This window comes from Clostridium sp. K04 (assembly GCF_019734375.1).
In the GTDB taxonomy this organism is placed as follows: domain Bacteria; phylum Bacillota; class Clostridia; order Clostridiales; family Clostridiaceae; genus Clostridium; species Clostridium saudiense.
Window position 1 is genome coordinate 52188 of the sequence record NZ_JAASHD010000009.1, and the last position, 16450, is coordinate 68637.

General features: G+C 28.7%; 17 protein-coding genes and 1 riboswitch. All 17 genes read left to right on the plus strand.

Features of this window, described 5'->3' with window-relative positions; translation table 11 throughout:
- The first annotated feature begins 340 nt into the window (after positions 1 to 340).
- The 17 genes from HCG70_RS05475 (at position 341) to HCG70_RS05545 (ending at position 16324) form a co-directional block, all read left to right on the plus strand.
- Positions 341 to 2422, plus strand: coding sequence for a beta-galactosidase (locus HCG70_RS05475; protein WP_042398052.1), 2082 nt, complete (start codon positions 341 to 343; stop codon positions 2420 to 2422).
- 268 nt (positions 2423 to 2690) lie between these two features.
- A complete protein-coding gene (locus HCG70_RS05480) occupies positions 2691 to 3122 on the plus strand; it encodes a nucleotidyltransferase domain-containing protein (RefSeq protein WP_042398054.1) in 432 nt (143 codons plus the stop codon).
- The gene (locus tag HCG70_RS17340) at positions 3106 to 3228 is read left to right on the plus strand and encodes a hypothetical protein (RefSeq protein WP_260457792.1); all 123 of its coding nucleotides are present in this window, start codon (positions 3106 to 3108) and stop codon (positions 3226 to 3228) included. The genes HCG70_RS05480 and HCG70_RS17340 overlap by 17 nt, the downstream gene beginning before the upstream one ends.
- Positions 3225 to 3410 carry a hypothetical protein gene (locus HCG70_RS17345; RefSeq protein WP_242858447.1) on the plus strand — a complete coding sequence of 62 codons (186 nt, stop codon included), beginning with the start codon at positions 3225 to 3227 and terminating at the stop codon, positions 3408 to 3410. Before HCG70_RS17340 ends, HCG70_RS17345 begins: the two co-directional genes overlap by 4 nt.
- Positions 3401 to 3562 carry a hypothetical protein gene (locus HCG70_RS17350; RefSeq protein WP_242858444.1) on the plus strand — a complete coding sequence of 54 codons (162 nt, stop codon included), beginning with the start codon at positions 3401 to 3403 and terminating at the stop codon, positions 3560 to 3562. The genes HCG70_RS17345 and HCG70_RS17350 overlap by 10 nt, the downstream gene beginning before the upstream one ends.
- A 149-nt stretch (positions 3563 to 3711) precedes the next feature.
- Complete coding sequence (locus HCG70_RS05490; RefSeq protein WP_221697544.1) at positions 3712 to 6102, plus strand: immunoglobulin-like domain-containing protein; 2391 nt, start codon at positions 3712 to 3714, stop codon at positions 6100 to 6102.
- A 105-nt stretch (positions 6103 to 6207) separates the two neighbouring features.
- Positions 6208 to 6395: riboswitch (cobalamin riboswitch) on the plus strand.
- Between the two features lie 442 nt (positions 6396 to 6837).
- Positions 6838 to 7680, plus strand: coding sequence for a sirohydrochlorin cobaltochelatase (locus HCG70_RS05495; protein WP_042398057.1), 843 nt, complete (start codon positions 6838 to 6840; stop codon positions 7678 to 7680).
- A 13-nt stretch (positions 7681 to 7693) separates the two neighbouring features.
- Entirely contained in the window at positions 7694 to 8977 is a 1284-nt protein-coding gene (locus tag HCG70_RS05500) for a cobyrinate a,c-diamide synthase (protein WP_042398060.1), read from the plus strand.
- A gap of 20 nt (positions 8978 to 8997) precedes the next feature.
- On the plus strand, positions 8998 to 9621 hold the full coding sequence (locus tag HCG70_RS05505; protein ID WP_042398062.1) for a precorrin-8X methylmutase: 624 nt from the start codon (positions 8998 to 9000) through the stop codon (positions 9619 to 9621).
- Between the two features lie 92 nt (positions 9622 to 9713).
- Positions 9714 to 10820, plus strand: coding sequence for a cobalt-precorrin-5B (C(1))-methyltransferase CbiD (gene cbiD / locus HCG70_RS05510; RefSeq protein WP_042398067.1), 1107 nt, complete (start codon positions 9714 to 9716; stop codon positions 10818 to 10820).
- Positions 10821 to 10897: 77 nt separating this feature from the next.
- Positions 10898 to 11527 carry a precorrin-6y C5,15-methyltransferase (decarboxylating) subunit CbiE gene (cbiE, locus tag HCG70_RS05515; RefSeq protein WP_055275504.1) on the plus strand — a complete coding sequence of 210 codons (630 nt, stop codon included), beginning with the start codon at positions 10898 to 10900 and terminating at the stop codon, positions 11525 to 11527.
- 14 nt (positions 11528 to 11541) lie between these two features.
- Complete coding sequence (gene cbiT / locus HCG70_RS05520; protein ID WP_055275502.1) at positions 11542 to 12120, plus strand: precorrin-6Y C5,15-methyltransferase (decarboxylating) subunit CbiT; 579 nt, start codon at positions 11542 to 11544, stop codon at positions 12118 to 12120.
- Between the two features lies 1 nt (position 12121).
- Complete coding sequence (locus HCG70_RS05525) at positions 12122 to 12790, plus strand: cobalt-factor II C(20)-methyltransferase (protein ID WP_042398073.1); 669 nt, start codon at positions 12122 to 12124, stop codon at positions 12788 to 12790.
- 6 nt (positions 12791 to 12796) lie between these two features.
- The gene (gene cobM / locus HCG70_RS05530; protein WP_042398076.1) at positions 12797 to 13543 is read left to right on the plus strand and encodes a precorrin-4 C(11)-methyltransferase; all 747 of its coding nucleotides are present in this window, start codon (positions 12797 to 12799) and stop codon (positions 13541 to 13543) included.
- Positions 13544 to 13545: 2 nt separating this feature from the next.
- The gene (locus HCG70_RS05535) at positions 13546 to 14598 is read left to right on the plus strand and encodes a cobalt-precorrin 5A hydrolase (protein WP_042398079.1); all 1053 of its coding nucleotides are present in this window, start codon (positions 13546 to 13548) and stop codon (positions 14596 to 14598) included.
- Between the two features lie 10 nt (positions 14599 to 14608).
- Positions 14609 to 15328, plus strand: coding sequence for a precorrin-3B C(17)-methyltransferase (gene cobJ, locus HCG70_RS05540; RefSeq protein ID WP_221697545.1), 720 nt, complete (start codon positions 14609 to 14611; stop codon positions 15326 to 15328).
- Positions 15329 to 15529: 201 nt separating this feature from the next.
- Positions 15530 to 16324: a cobalt-precorrin-6A reductase gene (locus HCG70_RS05545; RefSeq protein WP_221697546.1), complete on the plus strand. Its 795-nt coding sequence runs from the start codon at positions 15530 to 15532 to the stop codon at positions 16322 to 16324.
- Positions 16325 to 16450: the final 126 nt, after the last annotated feature.

Genomic DNA, 16450 nt, shown 5'->3' on the forward strand with positions numbered 1-16450 from the left:
TTCTAAATCTTTGATTTAGTTAATTGAAGTTACACTGTGTGTCTCATTTAAAATAGCCTTCTCACTATTAGTAATGCTCATAGTAATTATTATGGGCAAAGCTACACCTACGAGCATAAGTAAGTAGCGTGTTTCCAGTTTAAAATAGGCAGATGATTAAGATTTATAAAAATTATAGTCATCTGCCATTTTTAATAAAGAGATATAAAAAGTAAGAGAAATTAGTGCAATCAAATATATGGAAAGTGAGAATTTGTAGAAAATAAGATTAATTTAAAAATATCAAAATTTTAGATAAGAAGAAGTATGCAATAATTAAGCGGTATTGGAGGAATATAAAATGATTAAAAAATTTAAACCTGTTAATGAAAAGGTTAAAGGTTTTTTACACGGAGGAGATTATAATCCAGATCAATGGTTAGATTATCCTGAGATATTAAAGGAAGATGTAAGATTATTGAAATTAGCACATTGTAATTGTGTGTCTATAAATATTTTTGGGTGGAGCGCAATAGAGCCCGAAGAAGGTAAGTATACTTTTGAATGGCTTGATAAAGTTATGGATGATATGGCCGCGGCAGGGGTTCATGTAATTTTATCTACTCCAAGTGGAGCAAGACCAGCTTGGATGTCAGAAAAATATCCAGAAGTTTTACGTGTTTGGTCAGATAGAAGGAGAATACTTCATGGACAAAGACATAATCACTGCTTTACTTCACCAATATATAGAGAAAAGACTTCAGAAATTAATAGAATATTAGCAGAAAGATATAAAGATCATCCTGCACTTATAATGTGGCATGTATCTAATGAGTATGGTGGAGAGTGTCATTGTAATCTTTGCCAAGAAGCTTTTAGAGAATGGTTAAAAGTTAAATATGAAAATGATTTAGAAAAATTAAATAAAGCATGGTGGACAGGATTTTGGAGTCATAAATTTACTAGTTGGTCACAAATAGAAAGTCCAGCACATCATGGTGAAGAGTTTGTTCATGGACATAATCTTGATTGGAAGAGATTTGCTACAGATCAAACTATAGATTTCTATAAAAATGAAATAGCACCAATTAGAGAAATAACACCTAATATACCTGTTACAACTAATTTCATGGGTGATTATCCAAGAATGAGTTTATTTAATGGATTAGATTATTGGAAGTTTGCTAAAGAAGTGGATGTTGTATCATGGGATGATTATCCAGCATGGCATAATAATTTTGAAAAGACATATGATACTGCAGCTAATGTTAGTTTTGTACATGATGTATATAGAACATTAAAGGGCGGACAACCATTTTTAATAATGGAAAGTACTCCAAGCTTAGTTAACTGGCATAAGGTAAATAAAACTAAGAGACCAGGAATGCATTTATTATCATCACTTCAAGGTGTGGCACATGGAGCAGATTCAGTTCAATACTTCCAATGGAGAAAAGGAAGAGGAGCATCTGAAAAATTCCATGGAGCAGTAGTAGATCATTGTGGACATGAAAATACTAGGGTATTTAGAGAAGTTACAGAAGTAGGGGAAACATTAGAAAAATTAACTGAAATACTTGGAACTAGTGTAGAACCAGAAGTAGCTATAATTTATGATTGGGAAAATAGATGGGCAATAGATGATTGCCAAGCACTTAAAAATGATAATAAGGGATACTTTGAAGCTGTTGAAGATTATTATAAGGTGTTTTGGAGAAAAGGAATTCCTGTAGATGTAGTTAATATGGAGTGTGATTTTTCTAAGTATAAATTGCTTGTGGCACCAATGTTATATATGATAAGACCAGGTGTTGCTGAAAGAATAACAGAGTTTGTTAAAGATGGTGGTACTTTAGTTACAACTTATTTCAGTGGATTAGTTGATGAAAATGATTTATGCTTCTTAGGGGGATTCCCAGGACCACTAAGAGAAGTTACAGGAATTTGGGCTGAAGAAATTGACACATTGTATGATTCAGATGTAAATTATTTAGAGTTTAAAGATAGTAATGAGTTAGGTGCTAAAGGAAGTTATAAATTAAGAGATTATTGTGATGTAATTCATGCTGAAACTGCAGAAGTATTAGCAACTTATAAAAATGATTATTATGCTGGAATGCCTGCATTAACAGTAAACAATTATGGAAATGGTAAGGCTTATTATATAGCAGCAAGAACTAATAATGATTTTGATACTGAGTTCTTTACTAAAATAATAAATGACTTAGAAATTAAACCTGTAATTAATACTGAATTACCTATTGGAGTAACAGCTCAAATGAGAACTGATGGTGAAAATGATTATGTATTTGTTATGAATTTTAGTGAAGAAAATAACACTGTTGTTTTAGATGATAATAAGTATGTTGATATGCTTACAAATGAAGAAGTTAGTGGGGAATTAAAGTTAAATAAATATGGTGTTAAAGTATTAAAAAGATAGTAGAAAATTATATATACGTTGAATGAAGTATTAAGGTTAGTATTAAAAGGAATGCTAACCTTATTTCTTTAAAAATTATTATATCTAAAGTTAAATGTTAGAATAGTATTTTATTCACGGGTACTTCAATAAAAAATTCTTAGTTTCATTTTGATTTATAAAAATATAAATAAATTTATTCTCTAAAATCTAAGCTTAATACATTAGTTTAACAAAGTAATTATTTAGGATATAATATAGATAAGTGAGTAAAAATAATGAGGTTTATATGGATAAGGGAGAATTTATTAAGGCAATTAGTAAACATAATGAAATTATAGCTATATGTGAATTCGGAAGTTATGGTACAGATGATTGGATAAAAGATAGAAGTGATATAGATTTACTTGTTGTAACTGCACCGAAAGTTACTTTTTTAGATACATTTGATATAGAAGATGAAATAAAGAAAATAGCTAGTAAGTTTTATAATTATAACAATATTCATTTGACCTTTGTATTATTTAATGATTTTGGAAATAAATATGCACGTATGGCAGTAGATAGCGATAATAAGTATATATTAAAAGAAGAAAGATGGTATGATTTTAATCATTATGTTTTAAAAGCTGCACGAAATAATGAAAAGTTAGAAAAAACTTTAAAAATAGATGAACAGTACAGTTACTTTGGAGGTATTATTGATGAATCCATACTATAGATATAAGAAAGAAAAGTTTTTAGAAAAATATCAAAGTGCATATGATAATTTAGAAGACCTTAAAGAGGCAATAGCTGAATATAAAAAAATAATAGTAGAATTATGAGAAGAGCAATGTTTGCATTTTTTCAAGATTTCACTGAATATATAGTTGATATGTGTGAAAGTTATATAATAGTTAATGATGGAAAACTAAAAAGTTCAATATCGGCTACAGGACTTATTGATAAAGCATGGAAGATGTTTTTTTTGATGATAAGCTTAAAGGATATCTTTCAATGGCTGTAAAGCTAAGAAATAGATATACTCATGATTATTATATAAGAGAAGAGAGTGAAAAGTTAATAGAGGAATTTTGCTTTAATAGATTAGCTTACTTAGATATATTTTTAGGGGAAAATAAAGATAAAGTTATTCTAAAATATAAGGATAAAGAATAGATAAAATAATATTAAAATGTAAAAACACCTTCAATATTAATTTTTAATATTGAAGGTGTTTTTTGATACAAAAGGAATACAGTTGGTAGCATAACATAAAATTTATCATAGCATGTAGTATATTACTTCTAAATATAATGGGGGAATGTATGAAGAAGAAGTTATTATCAATATTTTTAAGTAGCGTAATAATAGTAACATTGTTATGTACAAGTATTTATGTTAAGGCCGAAGGTAATGATGAGGCCGGGACTAGTAGCGAATCAGAAGAAGTTTTAGATATGGGGGAGGAGGATACTAAGGATAAGGATATACAATTAAATGAAGGTGAAGTATATCAAGATGGGGAAAATGTTAGTGACGAAAATAATTTAAATCCTGGTGATTATGATTCCAATTTATTTAAAATAGTACTTTATACTTTAGGTAAATTATCAGATGAATCTATAAAAAAAGATGAATTAAAAGCAATAACTAAGATAGATATAGAAGCATTACAAAATGAGCATAGTGATTTAGAAAATATAGAGATAAAGTCATTTTCTTTATTAAAGGAAATTAGCAACTTAAAAGAAATAAATTTAGGAAATGTTAAATGTGAGAATATAGGAGAGTTAAAAGAAATCACTACATTAGAAATAGTAAAGGTAAATGGAAATGTAGTAGAAAAAGGTTCGTTAGGAAGTGTTTCAGAAGAAAATATACAAGAGGTTACAGAACCAATTATTGAAAATCAAGTAGTAGATAATAATGAGGCAGAGAACTCTGAAATTAATAGTGATGAGAATACATCAGATTCATCAGTAATAGAAGAAGAGCCAAGTGATGAAGTTATAGACAATAGTGAAAATAAAGATAATACAGAGGAAGAACCAACAGATAGCAAGGATGAAGATAAATCAAATGAAGGAGCAGTTGTAACAGGAGATGAGTCTGAAAACTTACCTATAATAGATGCTAATGATAAAACAATAAATGTTGGTGATAAGTTTGATCCACTAGATGGAGTAACTGCTAAGTCAAATAATGGAGAAGATTTAACAGATAAAATTGAAATAAAAGAAAATGAAGTAAATCCAAATGAGCAAGGAAAATATAAGGTAACTTATTACGTAAAAGATAATGATAATAAAGAAGCAACTAAAACAATATCAATAACAGTACAAAAAGGTGAAGAAGTAGTAAATACATTACCAATAATAAATACAGAAAATAAAACAATAGAATTAGGAAATAAATTTAATGAGTTAGATGGTATAAAAGCAATTGATGAAGAAGACGGAGATATAACTAATGATATTATTGTTGTATCAAGTAATGTTGATGTCAATAAAGAAGGAGTATATGTAGTAACTTATGAGATAAAGGATAAAGATGGAGGTAAGACAAGGAAAACTATTGAAGTTACAGTTGTTAAACCCTTAGAAAAAGAAAATGAGGCTCCATATATAAATGCAAGTGATAGAACTATTAAACAAGGAGAAAGCTTTAATCCATTAAATGGAGTAAATGCATATGATACTGAAGATGGAGATTTAACTTCAAAAATAAGAGTTATTGAAAATATGGTTGATATAAGTGTAGTAGGAAAGTATTCAGTTACTTTTGAAGTAAGTGATAGTGCTGGGTATAGAGTTACTAAGGAAATATATATTAATGTTGTACCAAAAAGTAATACAAGACCAATTATATATGCTGATAATATAACAGTAGCTTTAGGTGAAAAGTATAATCCATATGCAATGGTAAGTGCTTCAGATAAAGAAGATGGAGATATAACAGGAAAGATTATAGTAGTATATAATTATGTTAATGTATATAAAGAAGGCATATATAAAGTTGGATATAAGGTTACTGATAGCATGGGAACTTCAGCATCTTGTGTAATTAAAGTAAAAGTTAAAAATTTTAATAATGGAAATAAAGTAACTTCAACAGGAGATGTACCAGTTATATACTGCAATGATATTTCTATAGCATTAGATACGAAATTTAATCCATTAGAGTGGGTAGCAGCAACTGATAAAGAAGATGGAGATATAACTAATAAGGTTATGGTTATATATAATAATGTTGATACAAGTATTGAAGGTAATTATCATGTAACTTATGAGATTATTGATAGTAATGGAAACAAGGTAAATAAAGCAATGATGGTTGTTGTTGAATCAGAAGATAAGATGAGTGGAGAAAATAAACCACCAATTATTAATGCGAATGACATTACATTAGAAAAAGGTAGATATTTTGATCCATTAGATGGTGTTACAGCATTAGATGATGAAGATGGAAATTTAACAAATAAGATTATTGTTAAAGAAAATGAAGTGAATGTAAGCAAAAAGGGAGTATACAAAGTAACTTACGAAGTAACTGATAGTAAGGGGTTAGTTACTACAAAAAGTATTAGTGTTACAGTTGACGGCGGAAGTGGTTTTAATAGTAATTCAACGATAATTAAAATTATTATAGGATTATTAGTCATTATAACAGTAAGTGGATCAGCAACAGCAATTATAGTTAATAAGAAAAAGAAGTAGTTTAAATTATTTTTCAAAAATAGATGCATTTATAAAAATAACTTGATTTATCATCTGTTTTATTATTTAATGAGATATATAATTGAATAATAAAGAATTTAGGTTTTAAAATTATAGATTTTTAGTATTATAATTTTAAATTAAAAGGGAAAGTGGTTAAATGCCACTGCAGCCCCCGCTACTGTAATAATGGACAAATCTCTAAATAAATCCACTGGTGGTTAAAAACTGGGAAGGTATGAGAAGAGGATGAAGTTAAAGCCAGGAGACCTGCCTAAATTTTAATCTATACTTCGGTGGGAAGGTAAGGATGATATGATAGAAAGTTAAGTAAGAGGTTTCAAGTGATAAGTTTAGAATTAAGGACTAAATTTAGCTTAGGATGAATTTACAGAAATTTATTTTAAGAAACTCCAAAAGAGGTTTTAAAATTAGTTTGTTACTTGTAACTTGTTGTTTGTTACTAACTAAATTGAAGAAAAGTGAGAAATACTTTTTTCAATTAGTAGTTTTGAGTTGTTTTAGTAGTTAAGGATAACTAAAACTAAAAACTACTAACTGTATAATTTTGGTTATATTGTGTTGTCTTTTAAGCACCCTAATTGAAGGGTGCTTTTATTTTTTTATTATAAAGTAATTTATAAACATAATTAGATTTTTTAGTTAATAAATAAAAATGAATAAATAAATTTAAAGAAAAAATAATTTGAAATAAATTTTAGGAGATTTTAAATAATGAAAAAAGCAATATTAGTAGTTAGCTTTGGGACAAGCTATTTAGACACTTTAGAGAAAACAATTGAAAATGCTGAAAATCAAATAAGAAATAGTTTCAGTGAATATGATATTTATAGAGCATTTACATCTCATAAGATAATAAAAAAATTAAAGGAAAAATATGAGATATTTGTTGATAAACCTGAGGAGATGATGGAAAAGTTATATGAAGATGGATATGAAGAAGTGATTATGCAACCATTGCATATGATACCTGGAGAAGAGTTCATATATGTAAATAAAATAGCAGAAGCTTTCAAGGATAAGTTTAGCATTCTAAAAGTAGGAAGACCTATTTTTTACTATCAAGGAATAGAGGAATTACCACAAGATTATTCACTATTTATTGAAGCAACAAAAGAATTATATGAGAAAAATAATGCTGTAGTGTATGTCGGACATGGAACTGCACATCCATCAAATTCTGTATATGGATGTTTACAAGCTGTGTTGGAAGATGAAGGATATGAAAATGTATTTGTTGGGACAGTTGAGGGATATCCTAATTTTGAAACAGTACTTAGAAGACTAAAAAGAAAAAATATAACTGAAGTAACTTTAGCTCCATTAATGATGGTTGCAGGCGACCATGCAAGAAATGATATGGCTTCAGATGATGAAGATTCGTGGAAGTCTATGCTAGAAGAAGAAGGTATTAAAGTGAATTTGCATATGAAAGGGCTTGGTGAAAACGAAAAATTTAATGAGCTATATATAAATAGAATAGAAGATCTTATAAACAATAGATATATCGGTGTTGGACAAACTAAAAAAGGTCATAAGGTAAAAGTAAAAAGTTAAGGAGACATAAAGCATGAAAACAATGATAATTTCATCCAATTGTAGTGGTGGAGGAAAAACTACAGTTACTCTTGGATTAATGAAAGCATTAAAAAATAGAGGCTATGATGTACAAGGATATAAGGTAGGTCCGGATTATATTGACTCAGGATTTCATACTGAAATAACAGGGAATGTATCTAGAAATTTAGATTTGCATTTAATGGGAGAAGATGGGGTTAAGGCAAGTTTTTCAAGAGGAAAAGGTGATTTAGCGGTAGTTGAAGGAGTTATGGGACTATATGATGGGAAAGGTTTAACTGAAGAATGTTCAACATATAGTATTTCCAAAGTATTAAATAATGCTCCAATTATATTAGTAATTACTCCAAAGGCACAAAGTATAACTTTATGTGCAGAAATTAATGGAATTAAAAATTTTAAGGATGCTAATATTTCAGGCGTAATTTTAAATTGTATTAGTGAAAGTTACTACAATTTATTAAAGTCAGCAATTGAAATGCACTGCAATTTAAAGGTGTTTGGATATATTCCAAAGGATGAAAAGCTTAAATTAGAAAGTAGACATTTAGGGTTAGTACAAAGTGTAGAAGTTGGTAATTTACATGAGAAGATAGATTATTTAGCTAAACTTATTGAGGAAAATATAAATTTAACTGAAATAATTGAAAGTTTTAAGGAGATAAGTAAGTACGATGATAATTATCATTTAGAAAATAAAAATAAGAAAATTGCAATAGCTTATGATGAAGCTTTTAGGTTTTATTATAAAGAAAATATAGAGTTATTAGAAGAAGTTGGTGAAGTTATTTACTTTAGCCCGCTTAAGGATTCAAAGTTACCAGAAAATATTGATTTTTTATATTTAGGTGGTGGCTATCCAGAGGTATTTAAAGAAGAGTTAAGTAAGAATACAAGTATGCTTAAGAGCATAAAACAAGCATTAGATAATGGATTGAATTGTTATGCTGAATGTGGTGGATTAATGTATTTAACAGAAAATATAGATGGCGTTGATATGGTGGGATTCTTAAAAGGAAATAGTGAAATGACTAAAAGACTAAATAGATTTGGTTATGCAACAGTATCATTAGGTGATATAAGAATTAATTGTCATGAATTCCATAAGTCAAAGGTAAATTTAAATGAAGAGGCAATATATGATGTAATAAAAACTTCATATACGGGCGAAGAAATTAAATGGAAATGTGGATATAAAAAGAATAATACATTAGCAGGATATCCACATGTGCATTTCTTTGGAAATTTAGATTTTATTAAGAGATTATTAAAATAAGAAAATTGGAGTGAATAAAAATGGACTATATTAAAAATCCAATGGAAATAGAAAATACAAGTATGAAAATTATAGAAGGTGAAATGGGTGAGCATAATTTCACTAAAGAAGAATTGTCTATAATAAAGAGAACTATTCATACAACAGCAGATTTTGAATACAAAGATTTAGTAGAAATAAGTAAAGGAGCGATAGAAGCTTCTAAAGAAATTTTTAAGAAACCATTTATTATTTATACAGATACTAATATGGCATTATCAGGAATAAATAAAATAGCCTTATCAAAATTAAATGGAAAGGCTATTTGTTATGTAAATTTAGAAGAAGTACATAAAGAGGCTAAAGAAAAGCAAATAACTCGTTCAATGGCAGCTGTAGAAAAGGCTTGTAATGATAATGTTGATATTTTTGTATTTGGAAATGCACCAACAGCATTATTTAAATTAAAAGAGCTTATAAAAGATGGAAAAGCTAAGCCAAAGTTAATTATTGCAGTTCCAGTAGGATTTGTTGGAGCAGCAGAAAGTAAGGAAAATTTAGAAGAACTTAATGTTCCTTATATTAGAGTTAAGGGAAGAAAAGGTGGAAGCACAGTTGCAGCAGCAATAGTAAATGCTCTTATGTACAACGTTGTTGAAAGGTAGACTTGTGTAGTTAAGAGTTAGTAGTTTTGAGTTAAGGGAGTGACAAGTTTCAACTTGTAACTTGTAACTAAATAAGTGGGGAGTTAGGATGAATGCTAGATCTTTATGTAATGAGTGGTGGTAAGAAATTAAGATGTGGATATACTACTGGATCATGTGCAACAGCAGCGGCAAAGGCAGCAACAATTATGCTTTTTAATGATGTAGTTCTAAATAGTGTTGACATAATAGTACCTAAGGGAATTGAGATAAAGATACCTATAAATTCTATAGAAAAAGGTGAAAATTATTGCTTAGTTTCTGTGATTAAAGATGGTGGAGATGATCCAGATATAACTGATGGGATAGAAATTTATGCAAGAGTAGAAAAGCAAGATAGTGGATTTACTTTAGTTGGAGGAGAAGGAGTTGGAGTAGTTACTAAAGAAGGGTTATTTATAGAAAAAGGACTTCATGCAATTAACCCAACTCCAAGAAAAACTATTCAAGAAGCTGTAATGGAAAATCTTCCTGGTGACATTGAAGGTGGAATTAAGGTAACTATTAGTGTTCCTGAAGGAAAAGAAATTGCTAAAAAGACCTTTAACCCTAGGCTTGGTATAGTTGGAGGAATTTCTATTTTAGGAACATCAGGAATAGTTAAACCAATGTCAGAAGAAGCATTAAAGGAATCTATACGAATTGAAATTAATCAAAAGGGAAGAGGTAAGGAGAGATTAGTTCTTACTTTTGGGAATATAGGTGAAAAGTGTGCAAATGATAATGGATTTTCAGAAGATGAAGTAGTTATAATATCTAACTTTGTAGGTTTTGCATTGGAATGTTGTGCTGAAATTAAAATAAAAGAAGTCGTTCTTATAGGGCATATAGGGAAGGTAAGTAAAGTTGCTTATGGATGTTTTAATACTCATAGCAGAGTAAATGATGTACGTCTTGAAGTTATAGCTTTAGAGCTTGCACTTTTAGGATATGATACAAATCTTATTAAAAAAGTTTTAGAGCAAAAAACAAGTGAAGGTGCAGTAAAGTTCTTAGGTGAAGGATATGATGAGCTTTATAAAAATATAGGAAATAAGATTGTTGAAAGAATGAAAATTTATACTTATGGCGAAATGAAATGTGATGCAATAATGTATTATGGATTTTCAGATTATAAGATTTTATATAATTCTCTTTCAAAACTAGGAAAATTTGATTAGTTAGCAGTTAATAAGTGATAGAAAAAAGTAAGTTTTAAGTAATAAGAGTGTTCATCAGTATAGGAGGTTGAAAAATTGTGCTTTATATAGTTGGAATGGGGCCAGGAAATAGAGATTATATATTAAAGAAGGCAATAGAGGTATTAAATGAATGTGATGTTATTATTGGTTTTGAAAGACTGATTAATGATTTAGAGTTCATTAATAAACCCCAAATAGTAATGAATTCATTAAAGGAAACCTTGGAGTATATTAATAGCAATGGGCAAGATAAGGGGAATTTAAAGGGTAAGACTATTGCTTTAGTAGCTTCAGGAGATCCGACTTTTTTTGGAATAAGCGAATATATAAAAAAGAATTACCCAGGAAATATTGTCGTAATACCTGGATTAAGCTCGTTTCAATATTTAACGACTAAGTTAAATAAAAGCTGGTCTTATGCATTTACAGGAAGTGTACATGCAAGAAATGAAAATTTTATAGATAAAGTTAAACAAAATAAATTATCAATATGGCTAACTGATAATAAAAATAATGCTGCACATTTATGTAAGCTTTTAATTGAACATAATATTAATTGCAGTGTGATTATTGGTGAGTATTTATCTTATGAAAATGAGAGAATTTTAGAAGGTAAGCCTGAGGAATTTATAAATGTAGACTTTAGCGATATGTCTATATTAGTTGTAGAAAATGAAGAAAATTAAATTAGGAGAAATATATGATTTTAATTAAGGATGATGAATTCATAAGAGGTAATTGCCCTATGACAAAAGAAGATATACGTGCATTAAGTATTTGGAAGATGAATTTAAAAGAAAATTCTACAGTATTAGATGTAGGTTCAGGAACAGGAACAATAACTGTACAAGCTTCTAAAATTTCAAGCAATGGAGTTGTGTATTCTATTGAAAGAGATGAAGATGCAATATCTACAACTAAAATTAATTTAGATAAGTTTGACTGTACTAATGTGATATTAGATGAAGGTGATGCTGTAGAAATATTAGAAAAATACATAAAAGAAGATAAAAGATTTGATTCAATATTTGTTGGTGGATCTGGTGGAAGTTTAGAAAAGATTATTGAAATGTGTAGTGAATTATTAATTCAAGAAGGTACTATTGTTATGAATTTTATAACTTTAGACAATGCATATAAAGCAATTGAAGTTATGAAAAAGTTAAACTACATAGTAGATATTTCGCAAGTAAATATAAGTAAAAATAGAGGACAAAGCTATATGATGATTGCAAATAATCCAATATATATTGTTCAATGCATAAGGAGTGTAAATTAATATGAAATCAACGTTATATGGAATAGGTGTAGGACCTGGAGATAAAGAGTTATTAACTGTAAAGGCAGTAAGAGCAATAGAAAATAGTGATGTTGTAGTTGCACCAAGTGCAATGGAGGGTGGAGAAAGTATAGCTTTAGAAACAGCTAAAGAATATATAAAAGAAGGAACTGAAGTTGTTATAAAACATTTTCCAATGGGAAAGAAAAATAGAATTGAAAAAGCTAAGGAAGCTTATGATTTTATAGAAGAAAAATTAAAAGAAGGTAAAAATGTATCATTCTTAACTATTGGAGATCCTTATGTTTATAGTACTTATATTCATATGTTAAAGCATATGGAAGAAAGAGGCTTCCATGTTGAAACAGTACCAGGAATAACTTCATTTTGTGCAGCTGCAAGTTTAGTTGATAGAACTTTAGTTGTAGGGGATAATCCACTTATGATATTACCAGCAACTAGAGTTAAAGATATTAAAGATGAAAAATATGTTGTAATAATGAAGGTTTATAAGCATGAAGAAACTGTAGTAGATTTCTTAGAGGAAAAAGGATTTGATTATGTTTATGTAAGTAGGGCAGGAAGAGAAGGACAACTTATATTAACTGACAAGGAAGAAATAAAACAAGCTAGGGATTATATGTCGCTAATATTAGCAAGTAGGGAGTAGAAAATTATGGTTTATTTTATAGGGGCAGGGCCTGGAGATGTTGATTTAATAACAGTTAAGGGGAGAGATATATTAACAAAAGCGGATGTAGTTATATATGCAGGCTCTTTAGTGGCTAAGGAGCATATGGATTATTGTAAAGAAGAAGCATTAATATATAATTCGGCAAAGATGACTTTAGAAGAAGTTATTGAAGTTATGGATACAAATAAAGATAAGACTATTGTAAGACTTCATACTGGAGATCCATCAATATATGGAGCTATAAAGGAGCAAATGGATGAGCTTGATAAGTTAAATATAGAATATGAGGTAGTGCCAGGAGTTAGTTCTTTTGTTGCAGCAGCTTCGGCAATAAAAAAAGAATTTACCCTTCCATCAGTAACTCAAACAGTAATTTTAACTAGAGTAGAAGGAAGAACTCCAGTACCAGAAACAGAGGATTTAGAAAAATTAGCACAAATAGGAGCTTCAATGGCTATATTTTTATCAATTTCAATGATTGATAAAGTGGTAGCTAAGCTTAGAGCTGGATATGGAAGAAATGTTCCTATAGCAGTTATTGAAAGAGCAACTTGGGATAATGAAAGAAGCATAATTGGAACTTTAGATGATATTGCAGATAAGGTTAAGGAAGCTAAGATTACTAAATGTGCTCAAATATTAGTTGGAGACTTTATTGACTGTGATTATGAAAAAAGTCTTTTATACGATAAAACATTTACTCATATGTATAGAGAGGCTAAAAAGTAATTATGATTTGTATTATAAGTGTTACTGAAAAAGGTGATATTTTAGGAGAAAAAATAAAATCACAAATTGGTGGAGATTTATACTTTAAATCTAAAAGAAGTGATTTTAACTTAAGTGATATAACTAAAGAGTGTTTTGAAAAATATGATTCTATAGTATTTATAAGTTCAACAGGAATTGCAGTAAGAGCAATATCAAAGCATTTAAAAGGCAAAGATAAAGATCCAGCTGTAGTTGTGGTGGATGTTTGCAATAAGTTTTCTATAAGCTTAGTTTCAGGACATTTGGGTGGAGCAAATGATTTAGCTTTAAACATATCTAAAATATTAAATAATACACCTGTTATAACAACAGCAACTGATAATATGAATATTTTAGCTCCTGATGTTATAGCAAAGAATAATAATCTTGTTATTGATAGCTTAAAAATAGCAAAAGTAATTGCTAGTAGACTTGTTAATAATGAAGAAGTTTATTTTAAGGATGATAAAAATAAGATAAGTTGCCCTAAAGGATATACACAAGTTGATGAAATTAAAAGTAATATGTTGTGGATAACTAATAAAGTTAATAACAATGATAATTCGAAAAATAATTATAGTAAAATGTGCAATAAAGAAAATGATGAGATAGGAAATAAAGAAGCTGGATTAAATGATGAAAGCACAATTCTAAAGCTAGTTAGAAAAGATATAGTATTAGGAATTGGTTGTAGAAGAAATACTGAAAGTAAGAAGATGTACGAATTTGTTACTGAGACATTAAAGGAAAAAAATATTGATTTAAGGGCAGTTAACTTAATTGCATCTGTAGATGTTAAAAGTGATGAAGAAGCTATATTAAGTTTAAAACAATTCTTAAATTGTGATATTAGATTTTTTACTAGGGATGAAATAGCAACTATTGAAGATAAATATGAAGGTAGCGAATTTGTAAAAAAATCAATTGGAGTTTCAGCTGTAAGTGAACCAGTTATTGAATTAGCTGGAGCAAATATAATTATAAAAAAGATAAAAAAAGATGGAATGACATTAGCCATTGGTGAGCTAAATTAAGGAGATTAAAATGGGAAAATTATATGTTATAGGAATAGGCCCTGGGGGACTAGAGCATATGACTTTAAGAGCTAAGGAGGCTATAGAAGAAAGTAATATTGTTGTTGGATATAACAAATATATTGATATGATAAAGCCACTTGTAGAAAATAAAGAATTGTTTTCTACTGGAATGAGAGGCGAAGAAGCAAGATGTAGAAAAGCTTTAGAGCTATCTAAAGAAGATAATACTGTAGCTTTAATAAGTACTGGTGATTCAGGGATTTATGGAATGGCTGGGCTTATTCTTCAAATGCAAAAAGATGAAAAGGTTGAAATCATAACTGGAGTTACAGCTTCAAGTGCAGCTGGATCAGTAGTTGGTGCGCCTCTTATGCATGATAATTGTAATATAAGTTTAAGTGATTTAATGACTCCGTATGAATTAATTAAAAAGAGAGTGAGAAATGCAGCTGATGCAGATATGATTATTTCTTTATACAATCCAAGAAGTAAGGGAAGACCACATTATTTAAGAGAAGCTATTGAAATAATTAAAGAATATAGAGATTTAAATACTCCAGTAGCGGTAGTTAGACATGCTTTAAGAGATGGACAAGAGTATAAATTATTTAATTTAGAAAACTTTGATGAAGAGGTTGTAGATATGTTTTCTATAGTTATTGTAGGAAATTCTCAAAGCTTTGTTAAAGAAGGTAAGTTTATTACACCTAGAGGATATGATGTTTAGTTAAGAGTCTATAATTAGTTAAAAGTTAATAGTTTTGAGTTAGTAGTTTGGAGTTATAGGATAGTGACAAGTGAGAAGTAGCAAGTTAAGGAATAAATTTAGATTAGGCTGAATTTATGGAAGTATTTCAAGAAAGTTCCCAAGGAGTTTATACTACAACTTGACACTTGAAACTTGTCATTGATTAAAGGTGGTGATTTGATGATTGGGTTTGTTCTTGGAACTGGGGAAGGTAGGGAAATTTTATCACATATAAATAAATATACTGATGAAATAGTTGTTTCTACAGCTACTGAATATGGATATGAAATTTATAAGGATTTTAAGGCAAAGCATTTTAATTATAATCCTCTAAATGAAGAAGAGTTTAAGGAGTTAATAAATAAATTTGGAATTACAGTTTTTGTAGATGCTTCTCATCCTTATGCTAGCGAGGTAAGTAAGACATTAATTAAGGTTTGTAAAGAGATGAAGATTGATTATATAAGATATGAAAGAAAAAGCTTTTTTCATAATTTAAGTAAAAATAATATTAAAAAAGAAGAGAGTGTAGAAAATATTATTTTTGTAGAAACATATGAAGAGTTACAGGAAGTATTCAAGAGTATAGATGGAAATATTTTAAATACAACTGGAAGTAATAATGCTTTAAAAATTGAGAATTTAAAAGGTGAAAATAATAGAATGATTCATAGGATACTACCATCACCAAAGGTAATAAGCAAGCTTTTAGATAATGGTATATCAATGGATAATATAATAGCAATTAAAGGACCATTTGGCTTTGAAATTAATAATGGGATTATTAAGGAATATAAAATAAAAGCATTAATAACTAAAGATAGTGGAGAGGAAGGAGGGATGAAAGAGAAAATTGATAGTGCATTATTAAATGATGTAAAAATAATAGTTATAAAAAGACCTAATATGAGCTACGGAATAGAATTTAATGATATAAAAGAAATGCTTAATTTTATAGTTCTAAATAATATATAAAACGTACTAAAGATGATTAGAAAACAAAAGTAAAATTTAGAAAAAGGTTAAATTAGTTAAAAGGAATTTTATGTGTACCTGATATGTATCAGTGGCAAGCTATGCTTGTCACTGTTTTTGTTTTTA

What these genes read in the sequence shown, in the direction of transcription:
- HCG70_RS05475 (WP_042398052.1), top strand. Translation starts at nt 341, where the DNA reads ATGATTAAAAAATTTAAACCTGTTAATGAAAAGGTTAAAGGTTTTTTA.
- HCG70_RS05480 (WP_042398054.1), top strand. Translation starts at nt 2,691, where the DNA reads ATGGATAAGGGAGAATTTATTAAGGCAATTAGTAAACATAATGAAATT.
- HCG70_RS17340 (WP_260457792.1), top strand. Translation starts at nt 3,106, where the DNA reads ATGAATCCATACTATAGATATAAGAAAGAAAAGTTTTTAGAAAAATAT.
- HCG70_RS17345 (WP_242858447.1), top strand. Translation starts at nt 3,225, where the DNA reads ATGAGAAGAGCAATGTTTGCATTTTTTCAAGATTTCACTGAATATATA.
- HCG70_RS17350 (WP_242858444.1), top strand. Translation starts at nt 3,401, where the DNA reads ATGGCTGTAAAGCTAAGAAATAGATATACTCATGATTATTATATAAGA.
- HCG70_RS05490 (WP_221697544.1), top strand. Translation starts at nt 3,712, where the DNA reads ATGAAGAAGAAGTTATTATCAATATTTTTAAGTAGCGTAATAATAGTA.
- HCG70_RS05495 (WP_042398057.1), top strand. Translation starts at nt 6,838, where the DNA reads ATGAAAAAAGCAATATTAGTAGTTAGCTTTGGGACAAGCTATTTAGAC.
- HCG70_RS05500 (WP_042398060.1), top strand. Translation starts at nt 7,694, where the DNA reads ATGAAAACAATGATAATTTCATCCAATTGTAGTGGTGGAGGAAAAACT.
- HCG70_RS05505 (WP_042398062.1), top strand. Translation starts at nt 8,998, where the DNA reads ATGGACTATATTAAAAATCCAATGGAAATAGAAAATACAAGTATGAAA.
- cbiD (WP_042398067.1), top strand. Translation starts at nt 9,714, where the DNA reads ATGCTAGATCTTTATGTAATGAGTGGTGGTAAGAAATTAAGATGTGGA.
- cbiT (WP_055275502.1), top strand. Translation starts at nt 11,542, where the DNA reads ATGATTTTAATTAAGGATGATGAATTCATAAGAGGTAATTGCCCTATG.
- HCG70_RS05525 (WP_042398073.1), top strand. Translation starts at nt 12,122, where the DNA reads ATGAAATCAACGTTATATGGAATAGGTGTAGGACCTGGAGATAAAGAG.
- cobM (WP_042398076.1), top strand. Translation starts at nt 12,797, where the DNA reads ATGGTTTATTTTATAGGGGCAGGGCCTGGAGATGTTGATTTAATAACA.
- HCG70_RS05535 (WP_042398079.1), top strand. Translation starts at nt 13,546, where the DNA reads ATGATTTGTATTATAAGTGTTACTGAAAAAGGTGATATTTTAGGAGAA.
- cobJ (WP_221697545.1), top strand. Translation starts at nt 14,609, where the DNA reads ATGGGAAAATTATATGTTATAGGAATAGGCCCTGGGGGACTAGAGCAT.
- HCG70_RS05545 (WP_221697546.1), top strand. Translation starts at nt 15,530, where the DNA reads ATGATTGGGTTTGTTCTTGGAACTGGGGAAGGTAGGGAAATTTTATCA.